The following is a 24,003-nucleotide window of genomic DNA, read 5'->3' as shown; positions in this document are numbered from 1 at the left end:
TGTCACATGGATAAACCACTGGACACACAATTTGGCCTATAACCCCAATTTGGCCTATAATCCAAGATTCTGAATCGGACGGGAAAATGAAAAAGGGCTTCGAGCGTGTGCTCGAAGCCCTATCCGTGGAGCTAGGGGGATTCGAACCCCCGACCCCCTCCATGCCATGGAGATGCGCTACCAGCTGCGCCATAGCCCCGGATCGAAGCTCCAATCAACCGGACAAGAACCTTGCCGCTTGATCGGACCTGTGATACTTTACTACCACTTTGCCAAAAAACGCAAATTTGGCGGAATATGAGGCGTGTCGCGGTCATATTCAGGCAATCCAGAGGCGAGGATCACGCCGCCTGCACCCGGCATAGACCGTCATCGGTAGTCTGGTGCCCATAGCGAATGAGACATTCATCGACGGATCCGCCAAATCCTCGGAGGAATCCGCACGAAGGGAGCGATCATGACGATTGTGGTATCCACCGACGGTTCCGCCTTGGGCAACCCCAATGGCCCGATGGGCTGGGCCTGGGCCGACCATGACAGGAACGCCGGCGGCAAGCCGGGGCACGCCCACGACGATCACGGCTACGATGCCGGCGGCGCCACGAACGGCACCAATCAGATCGGCGAGCTGTGCGCGGTGCTGGAGGCATTGCGGGCGCATCCGGGCGACGAACCGCTGCTGATCGAATCGGACTCTCAGTATGCGATCAACTGCTCGACCAAGTGGGTCAAGGGCTGGAAGCGCAACGGCTGGAAAAACTCGCAGAAGAAGCCGGTGAAGAACGCGGCGATCATCAAGGCGATCGACGTCGAGATCGCGAACCGTCCCGGTCCGGTGGACTTCAAGTGGGTGAAGGGCCACGCCGGCAATGCGGGCAACGAGCTGGTGGACGAGCTGGCCCGGACGTATGCGGGAGACTGCCGCTCGGGCGCCCGCGACGGGTATCTGCCGATCGAAGGATGGAAGGCGCTGATCGCCTCCGAATACGCGGACGGACTGGACGTGCCGCCGGACGTGCAGCTGGTCCTGGACGGCAAGGCCGACGCCGAATCACTGCGCGGCGAATCGCATTACGGCGACGGGGACGCCAAACCGTCAGCCAACAAGCCGTCAGGGACCAAACCATCAGCAGCCAGATCATCGGCAACCAAGGCATCGACCGCCAAGCCGTCGCTCGCCGAACGGCTTGCGGAACCGGAGGGAGTGCCGGATCTCGTCTTCGATTCCCACGACGCCCCCACCTCACCGTCGATTCCCGCCATCGTCAAGGATCATACCCACGCAGCCGGCGGCCTGCGTGCCACGGGAACCATCCGCATCACGCCGCCGCCGTCGAGCTCGCCGGCCTTCCACGGCGACAGCATCACGATCAGCGGCACGATCTCCTTCACCGCGACGGTGGCGGCCGACGGCACCATGCACCTCGACGGACCGGTAACCCTGCACGCCCGCACCGCCTGATCAGTCGACCGGTTGCCCGACCGACTGCCCGCCCCCGCGACCGAGCCGGAACCATGACCGAACTGTGACCACGACCCAATATCGCACGCACTGCATAAACTGGTCGATTGGAATGATAAGAACGTTCAAAGTTCGATCGTCCACCACCGATCAGAAGGAGAGTCCCATGGACAAGGCACAGCAGGACGCGCTGAAGAAGGCAGCCGGCATCGAGGCCGCGAAGATCGTCGAGAACGGCATGATCGCCGGTCTGGGCACCGGTTCCACCGTGAGGTTCCTCGTTGACGAGCTGGGTCGTCGTCATCAGGAGGAGGGCCTGGAGTTCACCGGCGTCACCACCTCCCGCCGCACGCAGGCCCAGGCCGAAAGCTATGGCATCAAGATCGTGGACGTGGACGACGTCGATCACATCGACGTGACCATCGACGGCGCCGACGAGGTGGACAAGAACTTCAACGGCATCAAGGGCGGCGGCGCGGCCCTGCTGTGGGAGAAGATCGTGGCGATCAACTCCAACAAGATCGTGTGGATCGTCGACGAGTCCAAGGTGGTCGACACCATCGGCGCGTTCCCGCTGCCGGTCGAGGTGATCCCCTTCGGCGCCGGCCACGTGGTCTCCAAGCTGGCCGCCAAGGGCTACAACCCGGTGCTGCGCAAGGACGCCGACGGCGTCGAGGTGCGTACCGACGAGAACAACTTCATCGTCGATCTGCATCTGAACCGCATCGACCACCCGCAGGATCTGGCCGAGGATCTGATCAACATGGTCGGCGTGGTGGAGCACGGCCTGTTCCTCAACATGGTCGACACCGTGATCGTGGGCGATCCGAACGGCCCGCGCGTGATGACCAACGGCAACAAGTAACCGAGATAGGGTTTAGATCAGAACATGGCCGGGCTTGCGCAGCCCGGCCATGTGTAGCGTTGTTCGACCACCCTCAGTCCCGCTCACGCGGGCCAGCTCCCGCCAGCGGGAGCGAACACCACCCCAGTCGGCTCTGCCGATAGATCCCGACCTATTGTGCGACGTACGCCTTACGAGGCGACCCGCCATGAACAGTCCACCGGACCGTTCATTCAACGCGGGCATATCATCCCCGCTCCCGCCGGCGGGAGCTGTCACGCCTTGCGTGACTGAGGGTGGTCGAGTAGCTATTCCTCGAAATCATCCAACGGGGGCACAATCCACTCATCGCGTGGTTTAACCACCCCCAGTCGTCTTCGCCGGCAACCTAGACGCTTACGCAAAAGCCCCGGAATCGTGAGATTCCGGGGCTTTTCCATTGGCCGCCGACTATACGGCTTCACACCGTACATCGCTACACTACGCGGCTCTGCGCCAGAGGCGCTGAAGACTACTTGCGCTGGTGGCGAGTCTTACGCAGCAGTTTGCGGTGCTTCTTCTTGCTCATCCGCTTGCGGCGCTTCTTGATGACCGAACCCATCTCAGCCTCCGTTCCTATACATATCGAAAAGATTGCAACTTGCCCAATAGTACTACGGTTCTCGGACGAACACGACCATCAGTCGATATTGCCCATATCTCGGCCCCGATCAGCCCGGATCGACCCCATCGATCTCGGATCGGACCCACCGGACGGACCGCCTGACAGAACCGCCGGGCGGAACCGACTACCGCAGACTACGAATACCGCAGACTACGACTACGGCGACTACAGCGGGAACTTCTGGTAGAAGTCCAGCACCTCGGCCTTCGGGCCGGTGATCTGGAACAGCACGGTATCGTTCTGCCACACGGCGACGGCCTTGGCGCTATCGGAGTCGTCGGCCTTCACCAGATACGATCCCTTGGCCGCACCGGACACCTTCACGCTGCCCTGGGCGAGTGTCTCGCCATCCAAGGCGTCGGTGACCTTCTTGTACTGGGCCTGCGCGGAGTTGGCGTCGGACCACTGGGCGGTCACCAGTGTCAGATCCTTGGCCGCATTGCCGGTGGAATACGTGATCTGGTACTCCTCGATCGGGCTTGCGGAAGCCCAGTCCTGGGCGCTCTGCGTCTTCACACGGGCGTAGGCCGTGCCCTCCACGGTCTCCGGAGCGGCCGCCTTGAGCAGTTCGGTGGCGCTGCCGGGCAGCGGCGAGGCCTTGATGGTCGGCGTGGCCGGAGCGGACTGCGTCTGCCCGGACGTGGCCTTCCCCGTAGCCTCGACGGCCGGCTTGCGCACGGCCCAGCCCGGCCACACGAACGCGCTCAGCAGGGCGAGCACCACAACCACGGCCGCAACGACAATCACAACCAAACGACGGCGGGAAGAAGTAGAAGCGTTATTAGACATACGGCGATTCTCTCACGGCGTTAGGACGCTCAATGCCGCCGCAATCCGCCGCCGAACGGTCCGGTCAGACCTCCGTACGGCCGGTGTCCACATGCGATTCCATGCTTGGGGCATGGCGAAATCCTCGACTCAGTATCTTTGCTCGGAATGCGGCTGGAGTGGCGGCAAATGGTTCGGACGGTGCCCGGAATGCGGCCAGTGGGGCACCATCGAGGAGTTCCACGAGGCCCGGCCCGCGGCCCGGTCCCGCACGGTTGCGGCCGGACGGTCCGGGGCTGCCGGAAGCGGCTCGGGAATCGGCATGACGGCCGGTCAGACGGGATCCGGCGCGGGCGGTCCGATCCGCGCGGCCCGGACCGGGGCCGTTCATGTGCCCGAAGGGTTCGCCACCCCGATCACCAGCGTGGATGCGCAGGACGTCTCCCGCGTATCGACCGGGTTCGAGGAGTTCGACCGGGTGCTCGGCGGCGGCATCGTCCCCGGATCGGTGGCGCTGATCGCCGGGGAGCCGGGCATCGGCAAGTCGACGCTGCTGCTGGAGACCGCCGGACGCGTGGCCCAGTCGTCAGCCCGGTCGACAGTCCGGTCATCCGACGACCAATCCGGCGACCGCTCCGGCAGTCAATCCGGCGGCCGCTCCGACGATCGTCCGGTGCTATACGTCTCCGGCGAGGAGTCGCAGGCGCAGGTAAGCATGAGGGCCGGGCGAATCGGCGCGATGAGCGACAATCTGCTGCTCGCCTCCACCACCGATCTGTCCACGGTACTGGGTCTGATCGAGCAGGTGCGGCCGAGGCTGGCGATCGTGGATTCCGCGCAGACGATCGTGTCGCAGGACGTCGACGGGATCGCCGGCGGATCCACGCAGGTGCGCGAGGTGGCGAGCGCCCTGATCGACGTGGCCAAGACCCTTGACGTGCCGGTGCTGCTGGTCGGTCATGTGACCAAGGACGGTTCGATCGCCGGACCGCGGACGCTGGAGCATCTGGTGGATGTGGTCTGCCAGTTCGAAGGCGATCCGCAGACCGCGCTGCGTATGCTGCGGGCGGTGAAGAACCGGTTCGGTCCGACCGACGAGGTGGGCTGCTTCGACATGAGCGGCGAAGGCATCGACGAGGTCACCAACCCCGGTTCGCTGTTTCTCTCCGATTCGGACGCCCCCGTGGAGGGCACCTGCGTCACGTTCACCGTGGACGGCCATCGCAGTCTGCCGATCGAGATTCAGGCGCTGGTCACCAACTCGGTGCTGCCGACCCCCCGCCGCGCCACGAACGGCATCGACTCGAACCGTCTGGCGATGCTGGTGGCGGTGCTGTACCGTCATGGCCGCGTGCCGCTGCTGACCAATGATCTGTATATCTCCACGATCGCCGGCGGGCTCGCCAAGGAGCCGTCGTGTGATCTGGCGGTGGCGGCGGCACTGTCTTCCGCGGCCTTCCACACCCCCATTCCCCGAGACTGGGCGGCGATCGGCGAGATCTCGCTGACCGGTCAGGTGCGGCCGGTGCCGAGGCTGGAATACCGGCTGCGCGAGGCGGCCCGTCTCGGCTTCACCCATGTGGTCGTGCCCCGCCGCCGCAAGGGTGCAAAACCGCTGCGGATCGACGGCCTTGAAATCATCGAGGCGGATACGCTGGCGCGGGCGCTGAAGGCGATGGGCGTGGAGCGGCGGTGATCCCTACTGAACCGTGACCGACAGCTGGTCGGACTTGGCCTTCGGCGCGTCCCGCAGGGCGAGCGTGGCCGTGTACGTGCCGGCGCTCACCTTCGGCAGATCGGCGTCGGCCACGCATTTGCTCCCGGAGCTGTTGGCGTTCCAGGTGATGGACTGGATGTACTTGTCGCTGCCGTGCATGAGCAGCAGATTCGAGTCGGCCGGGCAGGAGTCGGATTGCCAGATCTGCTTGTCGCCGGAGGAGATCGTGAGGACCAGTCCGCTGGTGGAGCTGTCGATCAGGCAGTCCTGATCGCCGCGATGGTCGATCGCGGCCTTGAACGTCACCGTCCCGCCGACGCCGATCACCGCGGTCTGGGCGGTGAGGGACAGGTCGACGTCCGATGCGGTGCAGTCCGGGATGCCCGCGGTCTTCTTCGGCTTCGCGGAGGCCGAGTCGTCGGCGGATGCGGTGTCCGAGGCGGAATCCGACGAAGCCGAGTTCTTGGTATCGGTTTCCGATCCCGACTTGGTCTTCGATCGGTCAGCCGACTGCGACTGCGACGACTGTGCCTGCGATCCGCCGGTCAGGCCGCGCACCGCGCTGACCACGCCGAAGACGATCCCGCCGCACAGGGCCAGCGCCACCACCAGCAGTACGGCGACGACGATGCGGCGACGACGGTAGATCGCCTGCTGCTGTTTGCTGATGTTCCTTGACCTTCCGGTGTTCCCTGACTTCCCGGTCTTCCCTGATTTCCCTACGTTCCCTGATGTGCGCTTGACCATAGTCACGAGTGTAGGGCCGGCTGGGATTCGCGGAACCCGGGCCGCGGTCAGGCTACACCGGATGACGACATCTCAGGCGAGAGCATGTCAGGCGGGAAGCCGCAGCGAGCCGTCGGGCAGCATATCGATCAGACCGTCCTCGTCAAGCGAGGCGATACAGGCGTCGAGCTGCACCCGATCCTTCCACAGCGCTTCGATCTCGTCGCGGGCGATGACCTGTCGGCCGGCGGGTTTGGCGCGCAGGGCGTTCAGCACCAATCCCCGCACCTGACGGTCGGTGCCTTGGAACCGTTGACGGGGACGGGTCCGCCGCTCCCCCAATCCCGGTCTTCCCGCGGCGAGGAACCGGCATTCGCCGGACACCGGGCAGTGTTCGCACACCGGCTTCTTAGCCGTGCAGATCACCGCGCCGAGCTCCATGACCGACTGGTTCCAGACCACCGAACGCTCCGGATCCTCGGGCAGCACCCGATCGGCCAGATCGCGTTCCTCACGGCTGGCCGCCCCTCCCATCGACTCCTTGCCGAGGAACACGCGGGACAGCACGCGGCGGATATTCGTGTCGATCACCGGCACCCGCTTGCCGTAGGCGAAGCTCATCACCGCGCTGGCCGTATAGTCGCCGATGCCGGGCAGCGCCGTCAGCCCGTCATAGGTCGTCGGCAGCTCGTCGTGGCATTCGGTCGCCACCACGCGGGCGCATTCCTGCAACCGCAGGGCGCGGCGCGGGTACCCCAGCTTGCCCCACGCGGTGATCACCTCGGCGGTGGAGGCGGCGGCGAGCGCGGCGGCGTCCGGCCAGGCGGCCATCCATGCCGTCCAGTACGGCACCACGCGGCTCATCTGGGTCTGCTGACTCATCACCTCGGAAACGAGCACGCCCCACGGGGTGGTGCGGCCGAACCGCCACGGCAGGTCGCGGGCATTGGTCTCCCACCATGCGGCCAGATGGGCGCGGACGGTTTCGCGGGTCCGATCGCGGGCTGTCTCGCTGATCCATTCGCGGGTCTGCTTGCGTTCGCGCTCATGTTCGCGGTTCTGCTTACGCTCGCGGGCTTCGCCATGTTCCTTCATCTTCTCGGCAACCATGCCACCAACCATACGGCCCCGCCCGGTCTCGCCCATACGATGCCGGACGTCGATCGTGTCGCCTGACGTTTCTATCCTTGACGACTGTGAATATGGAGCAGAACCCCCAGCAGCCGGCCGATCATCACGACGATCCCGCAGTCAACGCCGGCGATCCCGAGTCCAAGGTCGAGAAGATGTTCGAATACGGCTACCGCAAGTCGAACTACGGTCCCGACGAGCTGGTGACCGACGCGCACGGCAATCCGATCAGCGTGGTCGACGCCATGCTGTCGGCCGAAAAGGCCGCCGAGGCCGAAACCGTCACCCCGCATCTGTGCTACTACTCGCCGCGCATCCCCGGCAATACCGGTTCGGCGATCCGCCTGTGCGCGGTGACCGGCACGATCCTGCATCTGGTGGAGCCGCTGGGATTCAACCTGCGCGACACGAAGCTGCGCCGCGCCGGCCTCGACTATCACGACATGGCACATGTGGTGCTGCACCCGAACTTCGAGAACCTCGTGGAGTCGATGCCCAACTCCCGCATCATCGCGTTCACCGCGCACGCCACGAAGCTGTATACGGAGATCGAGTACAAGCCGACCGACATCCTGCTGTTCGGTCCGGAGCCGGGCAACATCCCCGATCCGATGGACATCATGGCCGGACCGCATGTGGCGGAGCAGGTGCGTCTGCCGATGCGGCCGAGCCTGCGCAGCCTGAACCTGACGAACTGCGCCTCGATCGCCATCTACGAGGCCTGGCGCCAGCTGGGCTTTGCTGGCGGAGCGTGAAGCGAAACAGTCCGGTGGACTGTTTCGTAGCGACGCGAGCCGCGATCTACGAGCGGCGAGGGGAAAGACACCGCGTCCGCAGGACTCCACCAGAAACCGGTCGATGATACGAACGGTCCGGTGGAGTCGGTGAGACGAAACAAGCGAAGACCTTCAAGGCCGATAGACTGGATTAGTCCGGTTTTTCGGCCTTAAGGGAGACTTCATGAACAAGGCAATCATCACCGTCGTCGGCCAGGACACGGTCGGCATCATCGCCCGCGTCTGCACGTACCTGTCCAAGCACCATGTGAACGTGCTCGACATTTCCCAGACCATCATCGACGGCTTCTTCAACATGATGATGATCGTGGACTACTCGCAGTCCGACAAGGACTTCAGCGCCATGGTCGGCAATCTGGAGGACCTCGGCGACGACATCGGCGTGCGCATCCGCTGCCAGCGCGAAGAGATCTTCACCAAGATGCACCGCGTCTGACCGGGAAGGAACAAGGGAGATCACGCCATGCTGAATATCATGGAGGTCCACGAGACCAATCAGATGATCGAGCAGGAGAAGCTCGACGTGCGCACGATCACCATGGGCATCAGCCTGCTGGACTGCGCGGCCTCGGATGTGGACACCGTCTGCGACAACATCTACCGCAAGATCACCTCGTACGCGAAGGATCTGGTGAAGACCGGCGAGGAGATCAGCCGGGACTTCGGTATCCCGATCGTCAACAAGCGCATCACCGTCACCCCGATCTCGCTGGTGGGCGCCAGCTCGTGCAAGACCAGCGAGGATTTCGTCAAGATCGCCCACGCGCTCGACCGTGCGGCCAAGGAGGTGGGCGTCGATCTGATCGGCGGCTACTCCGCCCTGGTGTCGAAGGCCATGACCCCGGCCGAGGAGCTGCTGATCAAGTCGCTGCCGCAGGCCCTTGCCGAAACCGATCTGGTGTGCTCGTCGGTGAACGTCGGCTCCACGAAGACCGGCATCGACATGAACGCGGTGGCGCTGCTCGGCCACATCATCAAAGACACCGCCGAACGCACGGCCGACAATGACTCCTACGGCTGCGTGAAGTTCGTGGCGTTCTGCAACGTGCCGGACGACAACCCGTTCATGGCCGGCGGCTTCCACGGCGTGACCGAAGGCGACGCGGTGATCAACGTGGGCGTCTCCGGACCCGGCGTGGTCTCCCGCGCGCTCGACGCCGCCAAGGGCAAGGACTTCGAGTTCCTGTGCGAGACGATCAAGCGCACCGCGTTCAAGATCACCCGCGTGGGGCAGCTGGTGGCGCAGGAGGCCTCCCGCCGTCTCGGCATCCCGTTCGGCATCATCGATCTTTCGCTCGCCCCGACGCCCGCCGTGGGCGATTCGGTCGGCGAGGTGCTGGAGAAGATCGGTCTGGAGCAGGTGGGCGCCCCCGGCACCACCGCGGCGCTGGCCATGCTCAACGATCAGGTGAAGAAGGGCGGCATCATGGCGTCGAGCTATGTCGGCGGCCTTTCCGGCGCGTTCATCCCGGTTTCCGAAGACAAGAACATGATCGACGCGGCCTCCTCCGGCTGCCTGACCATCGAAAAGCTCGAGGCGATGACCTGCGTGTGCTCGGTCGGTCTCGACATGATCGCCATCCCCGGCGACACCTCGGCCGCCACGATCTCCGGCATGATCGCCGACGAGGCCGCAATCGGCATGGTGAACCAGAAGACCACGGCCGTGCGCGTGATCCCGGTGGTCGGCAAGGGCGTGGGCGAGATGGCGAACTTCGGCGGTCTGATGGGCTATGCGCCGATCATCCCGGTGAACCAGACCAGCTGCGAGGCGTTCGTGAACCGCGGCGGCCGCATCCCCGCCCCGATCCACAGCTTCAAGAACTGACGGAGCACAAGATCAATATGTTGCCTTCCCCCTCCGGGGGAAGGTGGCCGACGCAGTCGGTCGGATGAGGGGCCATTTCGGTCACGCACTTGTCACCTCATCAGTCTGCCCATGGCAGACAGCTTCCCTCAAGGGGAAGCCCCTACGGCAGCCGGTGCCGACGACGATAGACGGCGTAATACGGCACCTCGAACAGGAGCATGGCGCTCCAGCCGATCGCGCAGGCGAAACTGATGCCGTACATCCCCAGCCGGCCGATCAGCACCCATGTGAACACCGCGCGCAACGACGCCTGAATGAACGTGGAGATCAGGGTGACCGACATGTTCCCCATACCGCGGAAGAACCCCTGGATGCCGTTGGTGAACGACGGGAACAGATAGAACAGCGACATCGTGAGCAGGTACTGGCTGCCGAGGTCGATCACCCGGGTCTGGTCGGCCTCCACGAACAGATGCATGAGCGGCCGGTGCAGAAGCAGCACCGTCAGGCCGATGATGATCCAGTAGGCGAATTCCAGCCGCAGTCCGGCACGGAAGCCGGGGCGTATGCGCTCGGGACGCTCGGCCCCGCGATTCTGCGCCACGAACGTGGTGATGCCGTGCGAGATGCTCTGCTGCGGGGTGAAGGCGAAGTCGTCGATGCGGGTGACCGCGTTGAACGCGGCGATCACGTCCACGCCCAGCGAGTTGACCGCCCCCTGGATGATCAGTTTGGCGATCGGCTGGACGGACTGCTGCAATGCGGTGACCGAGCCGTATGCCCATGTGGTACGCAGCAGGGCCGGATCGATGCCGAATTCGCCGCGACGCAGACGGAAATCAGGCATTTTCGCCACCATGTACACGGCGGTCATGATCATGGCCAGACCCTGCGCGAGGACGTCGGTGAACGCGGCCCAGTCGATGCCGAAGCCGAGGAATCCGATGCACAGGAAGTCGAGTCCGCCGTTGATCACCAGCGCGATACTGAGGAAGATCAGCGGGGTTTTCGAGTCGCCGGCGCTTTTCAGCGCGGCGGCGAGCGCGTTGTAGCAGTAGGTGAACGGCACGCCGAGGAAGGTGATGCGCAGGTAGATCAGCGTCTGCGAGAACGCTTCGGCGGGTACGTTGAGCAGGTGCAGCAACGGGACGGTGAAGGCGAATCCCAGGGCGGCGACCGCCACCGACAGGATCAGCCCGGCCAGGATGGTGGTGGACATCTCCCGGCGGAGCTTGGCGAAGTCGCGGGCCCCGTAGAATTCGCTCATCAGGACGCCGGCGCCCATGGTCAGGCCGGAAATGCCGAGAATCAGCAGGTTCATCACGGGGCTGGCCATGCCGGTGGCGGCGAGCGCCTCCTTGCCGATGAACCGGCCAACGATGATCGCGTCCAGCGCGTTGTACGACAGCTGGAACACGTTGGTCAGCACCAGCGGCACCGCATAGTTCATCAGATGCGGGGTGGGCCGCCCCACCGTCATGTCGATCGTCGCCATTCGCCCATCACCTCGGAATTGTACGGTTTCCGTGCGGTACGGTACGCCTCCGCAGCGATGGGCGGCAACGCGTTGCCCCGAGTTTCCCGGATCCGAAAGGAATCTCTCTTGGCTTCCCCCTTTGGGGGAAGCTGTCGGCGAGAGCCGACTGATGAGGGGGATCAGGACGCCATTCGGTTCGCGCATCGCCCCATCACCTCATCCGACCGGCTTCGCCGGCCACCTTCCCCTCCAAGGGGAAGGTCTGGGGACGAAGGGCCGCCCGGGAAGTCCGGTGGGATCAGGCGGCCTTGACGCGCTCCTTGGCACGGAAGCCGGCTTCCACGGATTCGGCGACGTGGGACTGGCGTTCGTGCAGCATGGCCGAGAACGCCAGCACCAGTACGATCAGCGCCAGACCGAAGACGAAACCGTATCGGGAGCCGTTCACAAAGCCCTGCGCGGGGTTCGATCCGCCGGCCACGGTGTAGTGCGCCTGACCGAGGCCGAGCAGGCAGGTGGCGATGGCGGTGCCGATCGCACCGACCACCTGCTGCATGGTGTTGAGCACGGTGCTGCCGTCGGCCGAAAGCTCTCGCGGCAGGCTCTTCAGGGCCGCGGACTGGGCGGACTGCTGCATGAACGGGATGCCGATCATGATCACGATGTGCGCGGCGAGGAACAGCGCCACCGGGGAGGAGACTCCGATCGCCATGAACAGCGCGCCGCCGACGAAGGCCATCGCCCCGCCGAACCAGACGAGACGCCTGGCGCCGTAGCGGTCGTACATCTGGCCGGCGAGCAGGGAGCACACCGCGTTGACGATGCCGGCGGGCAGCATGAGCAGACCGGCCACGGTGGAGCTCAGACCGAGGCCGCGCTGCAGCTCCTGCGGCACGAGGTACATGAACGCGAGGGTGCAGGCGAACGAGCAGGTGACCATGATGGCCGGGGTACGGAAGGCGGCGATGGCCAGCACGCGCAGGTCGAGCAGCGGGTTCGCGATGGTCAGCTGACGCCATGCGTAGAACGCGAGCACGGCGACGCCGATGACGAGCAGGCCGATGACCAGCGGGGAGAAGCCCATGTCGGCGATCATGCTGACGCCGGCGACGAGGCAGCCGAAGCCGATGACGGAGGCGAGGACGGAGGGCAGGTCGACCGCGGGTCGGGTCTGTTCGATCGGGGTGACGAAGAACGCGGCGGTGGCGATGATGGAGACGGCGGCCACGACGGCGAACAGGACGAAGATCGCACGCCAGGAGATCGCGCCGATCAGCACGCCGGCGAGCGTGGGGCCGACGACGGGGGCGAGCATGACGACGAGGCCGGCCACGCCGTTGGCGGCGCCGATACGGGTGGGCGGGAAGACGCGCATGATCGCGGCGAACATGGTGGGCAGCACGATGCCGGTGCCGACGCCCTGCAGCATACGGCCGCCGAGCAGGACGGGGAAGGTCACGGCCATCGCGGAGACGACCGCACCGACGAGGAAGCAGGCCATGGCGAACAGCACCAGCGTCTTGGCCTTGATCCACTTGAGCAGGAAGCCGACGCAGGGCAGCACCACGCCGATGGCCAGCATGTAGCCGACAACCATCCACTGCGCGGTGCCGGCGGAGACGCCGAACTCGTCCATGAGGTCGGGCAGGGCGATGTTCATCGAGGTTTCCGACAGCATGCCGAGGAAGGCGCCGACGTACAGGCCGAGCATCGTGCGGTGCGGGTGACGGAAACGCGGTTCGGATTCGGGAAGATCATGGGATCGGGACGCCGATCCGCGGGATTCGGTTTGGACTGACGACTGTGACTGGTTCGGTGACTGCGATTGGTTCTGCGATTCGGACAGCATACTCTCTTGTTGATTCTCCATACGGTTCCGGCGGACCGGCCGGAATGATCTCGGGGAACTCCCCCGCTTCTCGTGTTCGGCGTGTGACCGGGACTGGCCGGTGCGTATCGCCGAAGACAACAAAAAACCGCATGCCCGCCGGCAGGAACAAGACGCCGGAGGCATGCGGTTTTGAAAGTCGGTTGTTACGCTAACACGATTCGCGGTTTCGCATAAGCGGGCCGGGCGTGTCGCCGGTCATGCGGCGACGATCACGCGTTGCGCGAGGCCGAGGCGGAGGCGACCGCGGCCAGCGCACGGGGCGCATGGAATCCACGACGCTCGAATTCGTCGGCGATGAGCTGGGCCACTTCTTGGGAGCGGCCTTCGTTCACCAGTGCGATGATCGAACCGCCGAAGCCGCCGCCGGTCATGCGGGCGCCGTAGGCACCGTTGCGACGGGCCACGTCCACGGCCACGTCGAGTTCGGGCACGGTGACCTCGTAGTCGGTGGCGAGCGAGTCGTGCGAGGCGTTGAACAGGCGGCCGGCCTGCTCGATGTCGCCGTCGGCGAAGGCGTGGACGAAGGTGCGTACGCGCTCGATTTCGGTGACCACATGGCGCACGCGGCGCTTCATGTTCTCGTCGGGCAGGGCGTCGAGCGTCTCCTTAAGCGCCTGGAACGGGTCGCCGGCCTTCATGATGCCGTCGGCGCAGTAGCGCAGGTTCGGCACCTTGAGGATCTCGGCGGCCTTCTCGCAGGTGGCGCGGCGTTCGGCGTACTGGCCGTCGTTGAGCTGGTGCGGGGCCTGGGTGTCGAGGGCCAGCAGTTCCAGACCGTGGGCCTTGAGGTCGAAGGGCTGCTGGGAGACGTTCTCCAGCGGCGTGAGCTCGGGACGGCAGTCGAGCAGCAGCGCGTGGCCTTCGGTGCAGCGCATCGAGGCGTTCTGGTCGAGGCCGCCGGTGGAGGCGCCGGCCATGTCGTTCTCCGACTTGATGGCGGCGTTGATCAGCGTCACGCGGCCCGCGTCGGACTGGCCGTAGCCGAGGCCGTACACGTCGTCGAGCGCCAGCGCGGTGGAGCAGGTCATGGCGGCGGACGAGCTCAGGCCGGAGCCGAGCGGCACGCAGGAGACGAACGCGGCGTCGAAGCCCTTCACGTTGAAGCCCTTGAGGCGCAGCGCCCAGGCCACGCCCACCGGGTAGGCGGCCCAGCCCTTGACGCCGCCGGCCTCAAGTCCCTCGAGATCGGCTTCGGCGACGTTGTCGGGATCGACGTCGGAGACCACGCGCACCTTGGTGTCGGTACGCGGCTTCAGGGCGATGTACGTGCGATGCGGCAGCGCAATCGGCAGACACAGACCGGCGTTGTAGTCGGTGTGCTCGCCGATCAGGTTCACGCGACCCGGCGCGTTCCACACGCCCTCCGGCTTCTCCCCAAACGTCTTCTCGAACAATGCAGTCGACCGGTCGACGCCCTCCTCGGCCTCGATCGGAGCGATGAATGCAACCTGAGCCATGATTCTCCTTCCTCGCAGCATGGCACCCATACCCAAACATATGCGGGTCATCGACAAGACATCGCACCGATCCCAAACAAATCATGTTTAAGTATGTTAATTTTTGTTCGTTTATTGATCAGTATAGTCACAACTACAGCGCCGATACAATCCCCGGCGCGTATGTGCACCCCACCGCACTCACGCGGGCCGCCCGGCCCATGTGAGACACACCCACGATCGTTGAAATTACAACGATTACGCAAGGCGGCCCACGTGAGGCAGGCGGCCCACGTGAGCAAGTGTCGTGCGTCCCTCAGATTCGCGCCAAAAAGCGGAGGCCGGCATGGTGTTCTCGACCGTAAGGACTCGGCCTGAGCGGCCCGGAGCGTGTCGAGAACACCATGCCGGCCGACGCCCACACGCGCGAACGCACGAACGCGCTAGTCGATATCCACCCCTCCAAGTTCGTGGAACCGCTTGGCGATGAGCTCCGGCGTGGTGTCGGAGATCCATGCGGCCATGCCCGATTCGGAGCCGGCGAGGTACTTGATCTTGTTGGCGGCGCGACGGAACGAGAAGAACTGCAGGTTCAGACGGTAGTTCTCGCGGCGGGGATCGTGGATCGGGGCCTGGTGCCACGCGGCGATGTACGGCAGGTCCATGCCCTTGCCGTCGCCCTTGTCGAAGAAGGCGTTGCCGCGCTTCAGGAGCGTGGAGTACATCTGCGCCAGATCCCAGCGTTCCTGATCGTTGAGCTGGTCGATGGTGAGCACGTCGTGCACCGGCGCCACATGCACCTCGAGGGGCCAGCGGGCGGCGGCGGGCACGTAGGCGACCCAGCTGTGGTTGCGCATCACCACGCGTTCGCCGGCTTCGATCTCGGCGTTCATGATGTCCTTGAGCAGGTTGCCGCCGGTCTTCTCATGGTAGGCCTCGGTGTGCTTGAGCTCCTGTTCCATCTTCGGGGCGATGAACGGGTAGCAGTACACCTGACCGTGCGGATGGGCCAGCGAGACGCCGATCTCGGCGCCGTGGTTCTCGAACGGGAAGATCTGCTCGATGCCGTCCATGGCGGAGATCTCGGCGGTGCGGAAGGCCCATGCCTCCACGACCGTGCGCAGTCGGGAGACCGGCAGGTCGGCGGGCAGCCCGTGCTCGTTCGGGTCGAAGCAGATCACTTCGCAGCGTCCGGCGGCCATCTTCTTCTCCCACAGCGGGTTGCCGTCCACGTAGGTGACGTCTTCGGAGCGGCCCGGCACGCGCACCATGGAGGGGAAGCGGTTTTCGAAGATCACGACGTTGTAGTCGGTGTCCGGCACCTCGCCGTCCTGGTACGGGTCGCCGGGCTTGCGAGCGGCCAGCGGATTGCCTTTGGCGGTGGCGCCGGGGCCGGCGGTAATCGGTCGGTTCATGCGGGCCGTGGCCATCGGGATCCAGTCGCCGGTCAGCGGGTCGCGGCGCATTTCGGGGGCCGCGTACGGCACTTCCTCGCCGGCGGCGTTCAGCTGGTTGGCGAATCGGTAGGCCAGCGGGCGCGGATCCTTGAGCTCGCGGGTCTTGGCGCCGGAAACGTATTCGGGGTCGTCGTCCAGATAGAAGAAGTCGCGTCCGTCGGCCAGCGTGGTCGGGGTGATCCGGATGCGCTCCTTCGCATAGTCTCCCGGAACGTACTGAGCGAAATCAGTCATAGTTCAGTTCTCTTTCCTTGTCGGTGTCGCCCTGAGAGGACAGGACGAGTTCTTTCACCAAATCCTTGGCCTGATTGGCGTATTCGCGGCTGAGCCCGTCGTCGGTGATCAGCACGTCGATGTCGTCGAAGCTGGCGAACATGCTCAGCGAGGTGTTGTCCCACTTGGTGTGGTCGGCGAGCACGATCCTGCGGTCGGCGATGTTGATCAGAGCGGCGTCGGTGGCGGATTCCAGCGAGTTCGGGGTGAGGAAGCCGCGGGGCATCGATACCGAATGCGTGCCGAGGAACAGGGTGTTGACGCGCAGCGAGGAGATCACCTTGTCGGCGATCGGCCCGACCAGCGAGTTGGATCGGCTCAGCACGCCGCCGGTGACGATGACTTCGGCGTCCTTGTTTTCCATGGCCTGCACGAGTTCGGCCACGGGGATCGAGTTGGTCAGGATCGTGACTCCGGAGGAGTTTTCGCTTTCCAGCAGGTGCTGGGCGAAGATGTAGGCGGTGGTGCCGCCGCCGATGGCGATCACGTCGCCCGGGGAGACGTAGTCGATGGCCCGTCGGGCGATCGCATCCTTGAGACCGACGTCCATCTGGGATTTGACGGAGAACAGTGGTTCGGCGAGAAGTGTGCTGGTGGTGACCGCGCCGCCGTGAACGCGCTTGAGCAGACCTTTGTCCGCGAGGTCGGCGATGTCTCGGCGGATCGTCATTGATGAGACGCCGAGCTCCTTGCTCAGTGCGGTGATCCGCACCGCCCCTCGCGTGCGAAGCCTGCTGAGGATCACATGCTGTCGTTGTGAGGAAATCATATGAACATTATCGCACACAATTACTCATAAAAGCAAAACCAATCGCACATGCTTCACGATCGGGAGAACGCGAAACGCTCACATCGGCGCCCAGCCATAGCGGCCGTTGCGAAACGCCGAAGCCGGCCGCGATCACCGACCGGCACCCGGCAACCCTCACCGACTTCCGCCGGACCCCCTCAATCGTCCGGCCAGCCGACCGATCCCCCACCAGGTCACGCGGGCCATCGCCTCGATCACGATCGACCCGCTCATCTTCGACGTGCCGAGGGCACGCTGTTCGAACACGATCGGCACCTCGCGGATCGTCCCGCCCATCGCGGCCACTCGGCGGGTCATGTCAATCTGGAACACGTAGCCGCCCGACTCAATCGCCCCAAAATCCATCCGGCGCAGCGTCTCGGCCCGGTAGGCGCGGAACCCGGCGGTCATGTCGTGCACGTCGACGCCGAGCATGGTCCGCGCATACCACGATCCGCCGCGGGAGATCAGATCGCGGTACCACGGCCAGTCCACCATGCGACCGCCCGGCACCCGCCGCGACCCGATCACCAGATCGGCGCCGCCCATACCGGCCGGGCCACTGCCCGCACCGACCGCAGCCAGCAATCGGGGCAGATCCTGCGGCCGGTGCGAACCGTCCATATCCATTTCGCAGATCACCTCGTATCCGCGATCCAAAGCCCACCGGAACCCGGCCAGATACGCCGGGCCGAGACCGTTCTTCTCCGTTCGGTGCAGCACGAACAGTCTCGGCTCGCCCTGCGCATCATGGCCGATCGGCTCCCCCGCCATCCGTTCGGCCAGTTCGCCGGTGCCGTCCGGGGATCCGTCATCCACCACCAGCACATGCACCTGCGGGCAATGCGCGAACACCCCGCCCACGGTGATCGGCAGATTCTCCCGTTCGTTGTAGGTCGGCATCACCACCAACGTCCGCGGTCCGCTCGCCTTCGCCATCCCGATCCCCTTTCCTGATCAACTCCACTATATTTGATTCACAAATTGACATCTTTTGTCACCGATTGTTCATCTTGGCTCAACGGCGCGCTAGACTATTGACGCCAAGGGTCAACAAAACCCAAAGACGACGACGTATGGAGGTGAGGACCCTCGTGATCCGTGAGTCCAACACGATGGAGGATCAGCGGAACGCTCTCCTGCACACCGCGTTGTTCAAGCAGGTGCGCCCCGAAGAAGCCGATCAGCTGCTGCCCCATCTACAGCGCAGGTACTACGCCAAGGGAGACACGATCTTCCGCGAAGGCGACACCGACCACCGCATCTATCTGGTCGAAAACGGCCGGGTCAAGCTCACCCGCGAATCCTCGGACCATCGCATCCATCTGCTGTCCATCACCGGCCGCGGCGAACTGCTCGGCGAGATCCCGGTGTTCGATCCCACGGGAGGCCCGCGAACCGCGTCGGCCATCGTCATGACCAACGGCACCACCGTCTCCTCGATGGAGCGCAGCGCCATGTTCGACTGGCTGGACGAGCACCCCCGGGTCGCCATCGACATGCTGCAGGTCATGGCCAACCGCGCCCGACTCAACAACGAGCGCATCGGCGACCTCGTGTTCATGGACGTGCCCGGACGACTCGCCAAGACCCTCATCGACCTCGCGCAGCGGTTCGGCGAGCCCAGCGAGGACGGTCTCGTGGTACCCCACGACCTCACCCAGGAGGAGATGGCCCAGCTGGTGGGCGCCTCGCGCGAAACCGTGAACAAGGCGCTGATGGAGTTCACGCAGCGCGGGTGGATCAGCCGCAAGGGCCGCACCATCATCATCTACCAGCCCGGAAAGCTGATCCGCAGGGCACACCAGTAGTCCTTTTCCGCTCCCGCCGGCGGGAGCTGTCAGCCACAGGCTGACTGAGGGTGGTCGGGCACCTCATCCGACCGACTTCGTCGGCCACCTTCCCCTCAAAGGGGAAGGCAAAAAAGACCCGAGCCAGAGGGGGAAGCCCACAACCGCCTCATCCGTCGCTGATGTGGAGATTGCCGGAGAAGATCACGGGAACGCGGTAAAGGTAGAGCCGCCATTTTAGAATGGTCAGCATGCCCGAAAAGAAACCCAAGACCGCACGTCGTGTCTTCACGCTGATTCTCGCCTACATTATCTTCTGTCTCGCAGGCGGTGCGGTGGCCTCCGGATTCCTGCTGCCCGCAGTGTTCGGCGCCAACACCGTGGCCAACAGCCTGACCGAACAGCTCAAGGCCGAAGACGTCAACTTCGATCTGGCGGACCTGCCGCAGCAGTCCCGCATGTACGCCCGTGACGGCAAGACCGTGCTCGCCACCTTCTACGAGCAGAACCGCATCATCGTCCCGCTGAAGAACATCAGCGACATGATGCAGAAGGCCGTGGTGGCGCGAGAGGATCACCGGTTCTGGGACCACACCGGCATCGATCCGCAGGGCATCGCACGAGCCTTCGTGCAGACCTACGTCAAGAAGGGCGACACCCAGGGCGGTTCCACCCTCACCCAGCAGTATGTGAAGAACATGCTCATCGATCAGGCGCTGGAAAGCGACGACCCGATCGGCGCCTATCACGCGCAGGAGGAGACTATCGCCCGTAAGCTGCGCGAGATGCTGATCTCCGTGGAGCTGGAGAAGAAGTACAGCAAGGCCGAGATCCTGCAGGGCTACCTCAACATCGCGCAGTTCGGCAAGAGCGTGTACGGCGTGGAGACCGCCGCACAGCACTACTTCTCCAAGAGCGCCAAGGACCTCAACCTCGTGGAGTCGGCCACGATCGCCGCCATCACCAAGAACCCGGCCATGTACGATCCGACGGTGAACCCGAAGGAGGCCGAGAAGCAGCGCAACATCACGCTCGACCTGATGAGCGAGTGGGGCTTCGTACCGAAGAAGCAGACCGACGCGGCCAAGAAGATCCCGCTGGCCCAGACCCTGAAGGTCAAGGACGTGGCCGTGGGCTGCCAGGCGGCCGGCAACGCCGCATACTTCTGCGACTACGCACTGCACCAGATCGAAAGCTCCACCGAATTCGGCAAGACGCTCGACGACCGCAAGAAGCTCCTCAAGGAGGGCGGCCTCAACATCTACACCACGCTGGACGTGAACGCGCAGAACTCCGCATGGAACGCCGTGCGCAACAACCTGCCCGAGAACGATCCCAGCGGCTATGAGAACATCCTCGCGGCGATCAAGCCCGGCACCGGCGAAGTGCTGGCCCTGGCCCAGAACCGCACCTACGACGTCAACGGCGCCCCGGGCACGACGCGCACGTCGATGAACTACGCGGTCGACCGCAAGGACGGCGGCGGCGACGGCTTCCAGGTCGGCTCTACGTGGAAGCCGATCAACATGGCCGCATGGCTGAGCACCGGCCGTTCGCTCAACGAGCCGCTGGTCACCTCGACCGCCTACTCCTACTCCTCCATCCCCGGCGCCGGCGGATACTCCAACGTCTGGGAGGTGCAGAACTCGGGCGGCGGCACCGTGAGCCCCGAAACCCCGCTGCAGGGTCTCAACCAGTCCCACAACACCACGCAGGGCGCCATGGCCCAGCAGATCGGCCTGCAGAAGATCGCCGAAACCGCCAAGGCCCTCGGCTACCACAACGCGAACGGCAACGACATCACCAAGCGCACGATCTGGAACCCGTCCATGGTGATCGGTACTGAGCAGTCCTCCCCGCTGACCATGGCGAACGTGTACGCCACGATCGCCGGCAACGGCGTGGAATGCACGCCGATCGCCCTGACCAAGGTGACCAGCAGCAGCGGCAAGGAATACAAGGTGCCGAGCGCCAACTGCCATCAGGCGATCTCCAAGGAGGTGGCGCAGACCACCGCCTACGCGATGAACCTCAACGTCACGCAGGGTATCGCCAAGGACGCGCAGCTCAGCGGCGGCCGCAAGACCTTCGCCAAGACCGGTACGTCGGAACAGAACGCACTGGCCACGTCGGGCTTCGTGCCGCAGGTGGCCGCCTTCGTGATCATCACCAACGCCGAAAGCTCCGGCACCCCGCTGCAGGGCACCATCAACGGCGTGTACCGCAGCACCTGGTACGGCGCCGACATCGCACTGCCGACGTGGAAGGAGTTCATGGAGAACTACCTCTCCTCGGCGAAGATCCCGGCCGACAACAACTACGGCAACCCCGCCTCCACGCTGAACTCCGGCGCCGCGGCGACCACCGACACCTCGGGCAGCACCTCGTCCGGCTCGACCTCCGGAACCACTTCCGGTTCGACCTCCGGCAGCACGTCAGGCAGCACGGGGACCACGCAGAAGCAGACGACCGGCACGAGCTCCGGGGCCACGTCGGGCACCACCAACAAGCAGCGGTAAGGCACCGAGGCCCGGTCGCAGGGCATCGACCGGGCCGACGGGCCGACGGCTTGTGATAGAACAGGCGTAGGGGATGAACAACCCTACGCCTGTTCTCATATCCACCCGCGAATGAGAACGCCTAAGGAGGGCCAATGGCAAAGAACGTCGAGAAAACCAAGGTCGGTCTGTTCGATCCGATCACCCTTCGCAATCTGGAGATCCGCAACCGCATCTGGCTGCCGCCGATGGACATGTACGCGGTGCCGGCGCAGGACGGCAAGCCCACGCCGTTCCACTACCAGCACTATGTGTCCCGCGCGCTGGGCGGATTCGGTCTGGTGATCGCCGAGGCCACCGCCGTCAGCCCGGAGGGACGCATCTCGCCCAATGACGTCGGACTGTGGAACGACGATCAGGTCGAGGCATGGCGTTGGATCGTCAGCGACATCCGCGCGGCGGGTGCCGCGGCGGGCATCCAGCTCAACCATTCCGGCCGTAAGGGTTCCACCGGATCGCACATCGTCGGCTATGAGGGCCAGACTGTGCCCGCCGAGGCCGGCGGATGGCAGACCGTGGCCCCCTCCCCCATCGCCTTCGGTGATCTCGCCACTCCGCGCGAACTGAGCGTGGATGAGATCCACGGCATCGTCGACCAGTTCCGCGCCGCCGCCGAGCGTGCGCTGCGCGCCGGATTCCAGGTCGTGGAGATCCACGCCGCGCACGGCTACCTGCTCAGCGAATTCCTCGATCCGCTCACCAACGAACGTACCGACGAGTACGGCGGCGATCTCACCGGCCGTATGCGTCTGCTGGTCGAAGTGGTCGACGCGGTGCGCAGCGTCTGGCCCGACGAGCTGCCCGTACTGGTGCGCATCTCCGCCACCGATTGGGCGGCCGGCGGCTGGGATCTCGATCAGAGCGTCGAAACCGCCCGCGTGCTGCGTGATCACGGCGTCGATCTGGTCGATGTCTCCACCGGAGGCATCGTGCCCGCCGTCACGATTCCCGTGGAACCGAGCTATCAGGTGCCGTTCTCGTCCGAGATCCGCAAGCGCGCCGGCGTGCGCACCATCGCGGTCGGCCTGATCACCAAGGCCAAGCAGGCCAACAAGATCGTGCGCAAGGGCGAGGCCGATGCCGTGGAGATCGGCCGGGCCGCCCTGCGCAACCCGTACTGGCCGCTGCGCGCCGCCTACAAGCTGGGACTGAACGCGCAGGAGGCCGGCTACCCGCCGTCGTACGTGCGCGGCGCCTACTGATCCAACCGAACCGTCAGCTGCGCACGTCCACGCCGACCGCCTCGGCGACGTGGTCGAACCCGTCCTCGCGCAGCAGATCTGCCAGTCCGCGCTTCAGCGTGGCGATGTTCTGCGGTCCCACGTACATCAGCGACGAAATGAACATCACCAGCGAAGCGCCGGACCGGATCTTGTCGTACGCCTGCTGCGGGGTGAACACGCCGCCGATGCCGGCGATCGTGAACCGGTCGCCGAACTCCGCGTAGGTGCGGGCGATCATCTCGTTGCTGGCCTGCTGGCAGGGCAGACCGGACAGGCCGCCGGCCCAGTCGGCCGGAATGTCGGGCATGCCGGTGCGGTCCTTCTGCAGGTTCGCGATGCTCACGCCCTGCACGTTGTGCTCGGCAAGCACCTCGAGCAGTGCTCGGAACTGCGGCCATGTCTTGTTCAGCGGCATCTTCACCAATACCGGCTGGCTGCGCGGCACCTCGTCCAGCGCGGTGAACAGCCGGTCCAGATTCTTCGGATCGGTGTTGAACGGCTCGCCCGCCATGGTGTTCGGGCAGGAGATGTTGACCTCGATCATGTCGGTGCGGTTCGCCGCCCGTTCGAAGGAGATGCGGTAGTCCTCGATGCCTTCGTCGATGTCGCCGGCGAGCCGGTCGTTGGTACGGGCGATCGACACCGACACGCGCATCGACTTCGTGGTGGTGTAGGCCTTCTCGGCGCGGGCGATCACCTTCTCGGAACCGTCGTTGGCGAGACCGGCGTGCACCATCATCGACCCGTATTCGGGCAGACGGTGGAACCACGGGCGCGGGTTGCCGGCGCACGGTCGGGAGGTGGTGGAGCCCACGGTCTCGAAGCCGAAGCCGGCGGCGTCGAGCACCTTGGGCAGCATGCAGTCCTTGTCGAGGCCGGCGGAAAGACCGAACGGGTTGGCGAACCGCAGGCCGAGCGCCTCGGTCTCCAGCACGGGATCGGTGTAGTCGAGGGTCTGGCGCAGGGCCCACATGATCGGCGGGATCTGGCCGAAGGCGTGGCATCCCTTGATCATGGCATCATGGGCCTCGTCCGGCGGCATGGCGAAGAAGGCTTTCTTGGCCACGTTCTTGTAGCCGAACTTGAACAGGTCGACGGCGACCTTGTTGACGGTATTGCGAACCGGTGATTGCGACACGTAACTCATACGTCCCATTCTTGCACGGACCAGTTTTTGGTCAACCCAAGC

General features: G+C 64.9%; 20 protein-coding genes and 1 tRNA gene. 9 read left to right on the top strand and 12 right to left on the bottom strand.

The features are described from left to right. Nucleotides 1-126 precede the first annotated feature (126 nt). Nucleotides 127-199: transfer RNA gene (locus CSQ87_RS05630), tRNA-Ala, on the bottom strand. Between the two features lie 258 nt (nt 200-457). Here CSQ87_RS05630 and CSQ87_RS05625 point away from each other — a divergent pair. Then, complete coding sequence (locus CSQ87_RS05625; protein ID WP_100512886.1) at nt 458-1,462, top strand: ribonuclease H family protein; 1,005 nt, start codon at nt 458-460, stop codon at nt 1,460-1,462. Between the two features lie 166 nt (nt 1,463-1,628). Continuing rightward, nucleotides 1,629-2,327, top strand: coding sequence for a ribose-5-phosphate isomerase RpiA (gene rpiA / locus CSQ87_RS05620; RefSeq protein ID WP_100512885.1), 699 nt, complete (start codon nt 1,629-1,631; stop codon nt 2,325-2,327). Nucleotides 2,328-2,817: 490 nt separating this feature from the next. On the opposite strand, the gene CSQ87_RS05615 is transcribed toward rpiA, so the two are convergent. Then, a complete protein-coding gene (locus CSQ87_RS05615; protein WP_004268639.1) occupies nt 2,818-2,907 on the bottom strand; it encodes a 30S ribosomal protein bS22 in 90 nt (29 codons plus the stop codon). A 228-nt stretch (nt 2,908-3,135) separates the two neighbouring features. Further along, nucleotides 3,136-3,759, bottom strand: a complete 624-nt coding sequence (locus tag CSQ87_RS05610; RefSeq protein ID WP_100512884.1) for a hypothetical protein — start codon at nt 3,757-3,759, stop codon at nt 3,136-3,138. A gap of 112 nt (nt 3,760-3,871) precedes the next feature. Between CSQ87_RS05610 and CSQ87_RS05605 the strand changes: the two genes are divergently transcribed. After that, on the top strand, nt 3,872-5,434 hold the full coding sequence (locus tag CSQ87_RS05605) for a DNA repair protein RadA (protein WP_100512918.1): 1,563 nt from the start codon (nt 3,872-3,874) through the stop codon (nt 5,432-5,434). A gap of 3 nt (nt 5,435-5,437) precedes the next feature. Here CSQ87_RS05605 and CSQ87_RS05600 read toward each other — a convergent pair whose 3' ends face one another. Both CSQ87_RS05600 and CSQ87_RS05595 read right to left on the bottom strand, forming a co-directional pair. Next, nucleotides 5,438-6,202, bottom strand: coding sequence for a hypothetical protein (locus CSQ87_RS05600; protein WP_165776751.1), 765 nt, complete (start codon nt 6,200-6,202; stop codon nt 5,438-5,440). Between the two features lie 87 nt (nt 6,203-6,289). After that, nucleotides 6,290-7,291 (bottom strand): HhH-GPD family protein, encoded by a 1,002-nt coding sequence (locus CSQ87_RS05595; RefSeq protein WP_243388843.1) that lies wholly within the window; start codon nt 7,289-7,291, stop codon nt 6,290-6,292. A gap of 92 nt (nt 7,292-7,383) precedes the next feature. Between CSQ87_RS05595 and CSQ87_RS05590 the strand changes: the two genes are divergently transcribed. The 3 genes from CSQ87_RS05590 (at nt 7,384) to CSQ87_RS05580 (ending at nt 9,937) form a co-directional block, all read left to right on the top strand. Further along, nucleotides 7,384-8,067 (top strand): tRNA (cytidine(34)-2'-O)-methyltransferase, encoded by a 684-nt coding sequence (locus CSQ87_RS05590; RefSeq protein WP_165776750.1) that lies wholly within the window; start codon nt 7,384-7,386, stop codon nt 8,065-8,067. Nucleotides 8,068-8,272: 205 nt separating this feature from the next. Beyond that, nucleotides 8,273-8,545: an ACT domain-containing protein gene (locus CSQ87_RS05585; RefSeq protein WP_093960720.1), complete on the top strand. Its 273-nt coding sequence runs from the start codon at nt 8,273-8,275 to the stop codon at nt 8,543-8,545. A gap of 27 nt (nt 8,546-8,572) precedes the next feature. Beyond that, nucleotides 8,573-9,937 (top strand): PFL family protein, encoded by a 1,365-nt coding sequence (locus CSQ87_RS05580; RefSeq protein WP_100512882.1) that lies wholly within the window; start codon nt 8,573-8,575, stop codon nt 9,935-9,937. Nucleotides 9,938-10,079: 142 nt separating this feature from the next. Here the strand turns inward: CSQ87_RS05580 and CSQ87_RS05575 are convergent, their stop codons facing one another. The 6 genes from CSQ87_RS05575 to CSQ87_RS05550 all read right to left on the bottom strand — a co-directional run bounded on the left by CSQ87_RS05575 (nt 10,080) and on the right by CSQ87_RS05550 (nt 18,182). Beyond that, on the bottom strand, nt 10,080-11,414 hold the full coding sequence (locus tag CSQ87_RS05575) for an MATE family efflux transporter (RefSeq protein ID WP_100512881.1): 1,335 nt from the start codon (nt 11,412-11,414) through the stop codon (nt 10,080-10,082). 280 nt (nt 11,415-11,694) lie between these two features. Then, the gene (locus CSQ87_RS05570) at nt 11,695-13,266 is read right to left on the bottom strand and encodes a DHA2 family efflux MFS transporter permease subunit (protein ID WP_243388842.1); all 1,572 of its coding nucleotides are present in this window, start codon (nt 13,264-13,266) and stop codon (nt 11,695-11,697) included. Between the two features lie 230 nt (nt 13,267-13,496). Continuing rightward, a complete protein-coding gene (galK, locus tag CSQ87_RS05565; RefSeq protein ID WP_100512880.1) occupies nt 13,497-14,744 on the bottom strand; it encodes a galactokinase in 1,248 nt (415 codons plus the stop codon). 422 nt (nt 14,745-15,166) lie between these two features. Further along, nucleotides 15,167-16,414 carry a galactose-1-phosphate uridylyltransferase gene (gene galT, locus CSQ87_RS05560; RefSeq protein ID WP_100512879.1) on the bottom strand — a complete coding sequence of 416 codons (1,248 nt, stop codon included), beginning with the start codon at nt 16,412-16,414 and terminating at the stop codon, nt 15,167-15,169. Continuing rightward, complete coding sequence (locus CSQ87_RS05555) at nt 16,407-17,222, bottom strand: DeoR/GlpR family DNA-binding transcription regulator (protein WP_100512878.1); 816 nt, start codon at nt 17,220-17,222, stop codon at nt 16,407-16,409. Before CSQ87_RS05555 ends, galT begins: the two co-directional genes overlap by 8 nt. Nucleotides 17,223-17,378: 156 nt before the next feature. Beyond that, nucleotides 17,379-18,182 (bottom strand): polyprenol monophosphomannose synthase, encoded by an 804-nt coding sequence (locus CSQ87_RS05550; RefSeq protein WP_243388841.1) that lies wholly within the window; start codon nt 18,180-18,182, stop codon nt 17,379-17,381. A 137-nt stretch (nt 18,183-18,319) separates the two neighbouring features. Between CSQ87_RS05550 and CSQ87_RS05545 the strand changes: the two genes are divergently transcribed. From CSQ87_RS05545 to CSQ87_RS05535, 3 genes are all read left to right on the top strand, one after another. Then, complete coding sequence (locus CSQ87_RS05545) at nt 18,320-19,054, top strand: Crp/Fnr family transcriptional regulator (protein WP_240541771.1); 735 nt, start codon at nt 18,320-18,322, stop codon at nt 19,052-19,054. A gap of 230 nt (nt 19,055-19,284) precedes the next feature. After that, nucleotides 19,285-21,552, top strand: a complete 2,268-nt coding sequence (locus CSQ87_RS05540; protein ID WP_100512912.1) for a transglycosylase domain-containing protein — start codon at nt 19,285-19,287, stop codon at nt 21,550-21,552. Between the two features lie 134 nt (nt 21,553-21,686). Then, nucleotides 21,687-22,793 (top strand): NADH:flavin oxidoreductase/NADH oxidase, encoded by a 1,107-nt coding sequence (locus CSQ87_RS05535; protein WP_100512877.1) that lies wholly within the window; start codon nt 21,687-21,689, stop codon nt 22,791-22,793. 13 nt (nt 22,794-22,806) lie between these two features. Here CSQ87_RS05535 and CSQ87_RS05530 read toward each other — a convergent pair whose 3' ends face one another. After that, the gene (locus tag CSQ87_RS05530; RefSeq protein WP_100512876.1) at nt 22,807-23,961 is read right to left on the bottom strand and encodes a quinone-dependent dihydroorotate dehydrogenase; all 1,155 of its coding nucleotides are present in this window, start codon (nt 23,959-23,961) and stop codon (nt 22,807-22,809) included. Nucleotides 23,962-24,003: the final 42 nt, after the last annotated feature.

It is taken from the genome of Bifidobacterium simiarum (assembly GCF_002802905.1).
Taxonomy (GTDB): Bacteria; Actinomycetota; Actinomycetes; order Actinomycetales; family Bifidobacteriaceae; genus Galliscardovia; species Galliscardovia simiarum.
This window is presented reverse-complemented; position numbering and strand designations above follow the sequence as displayed.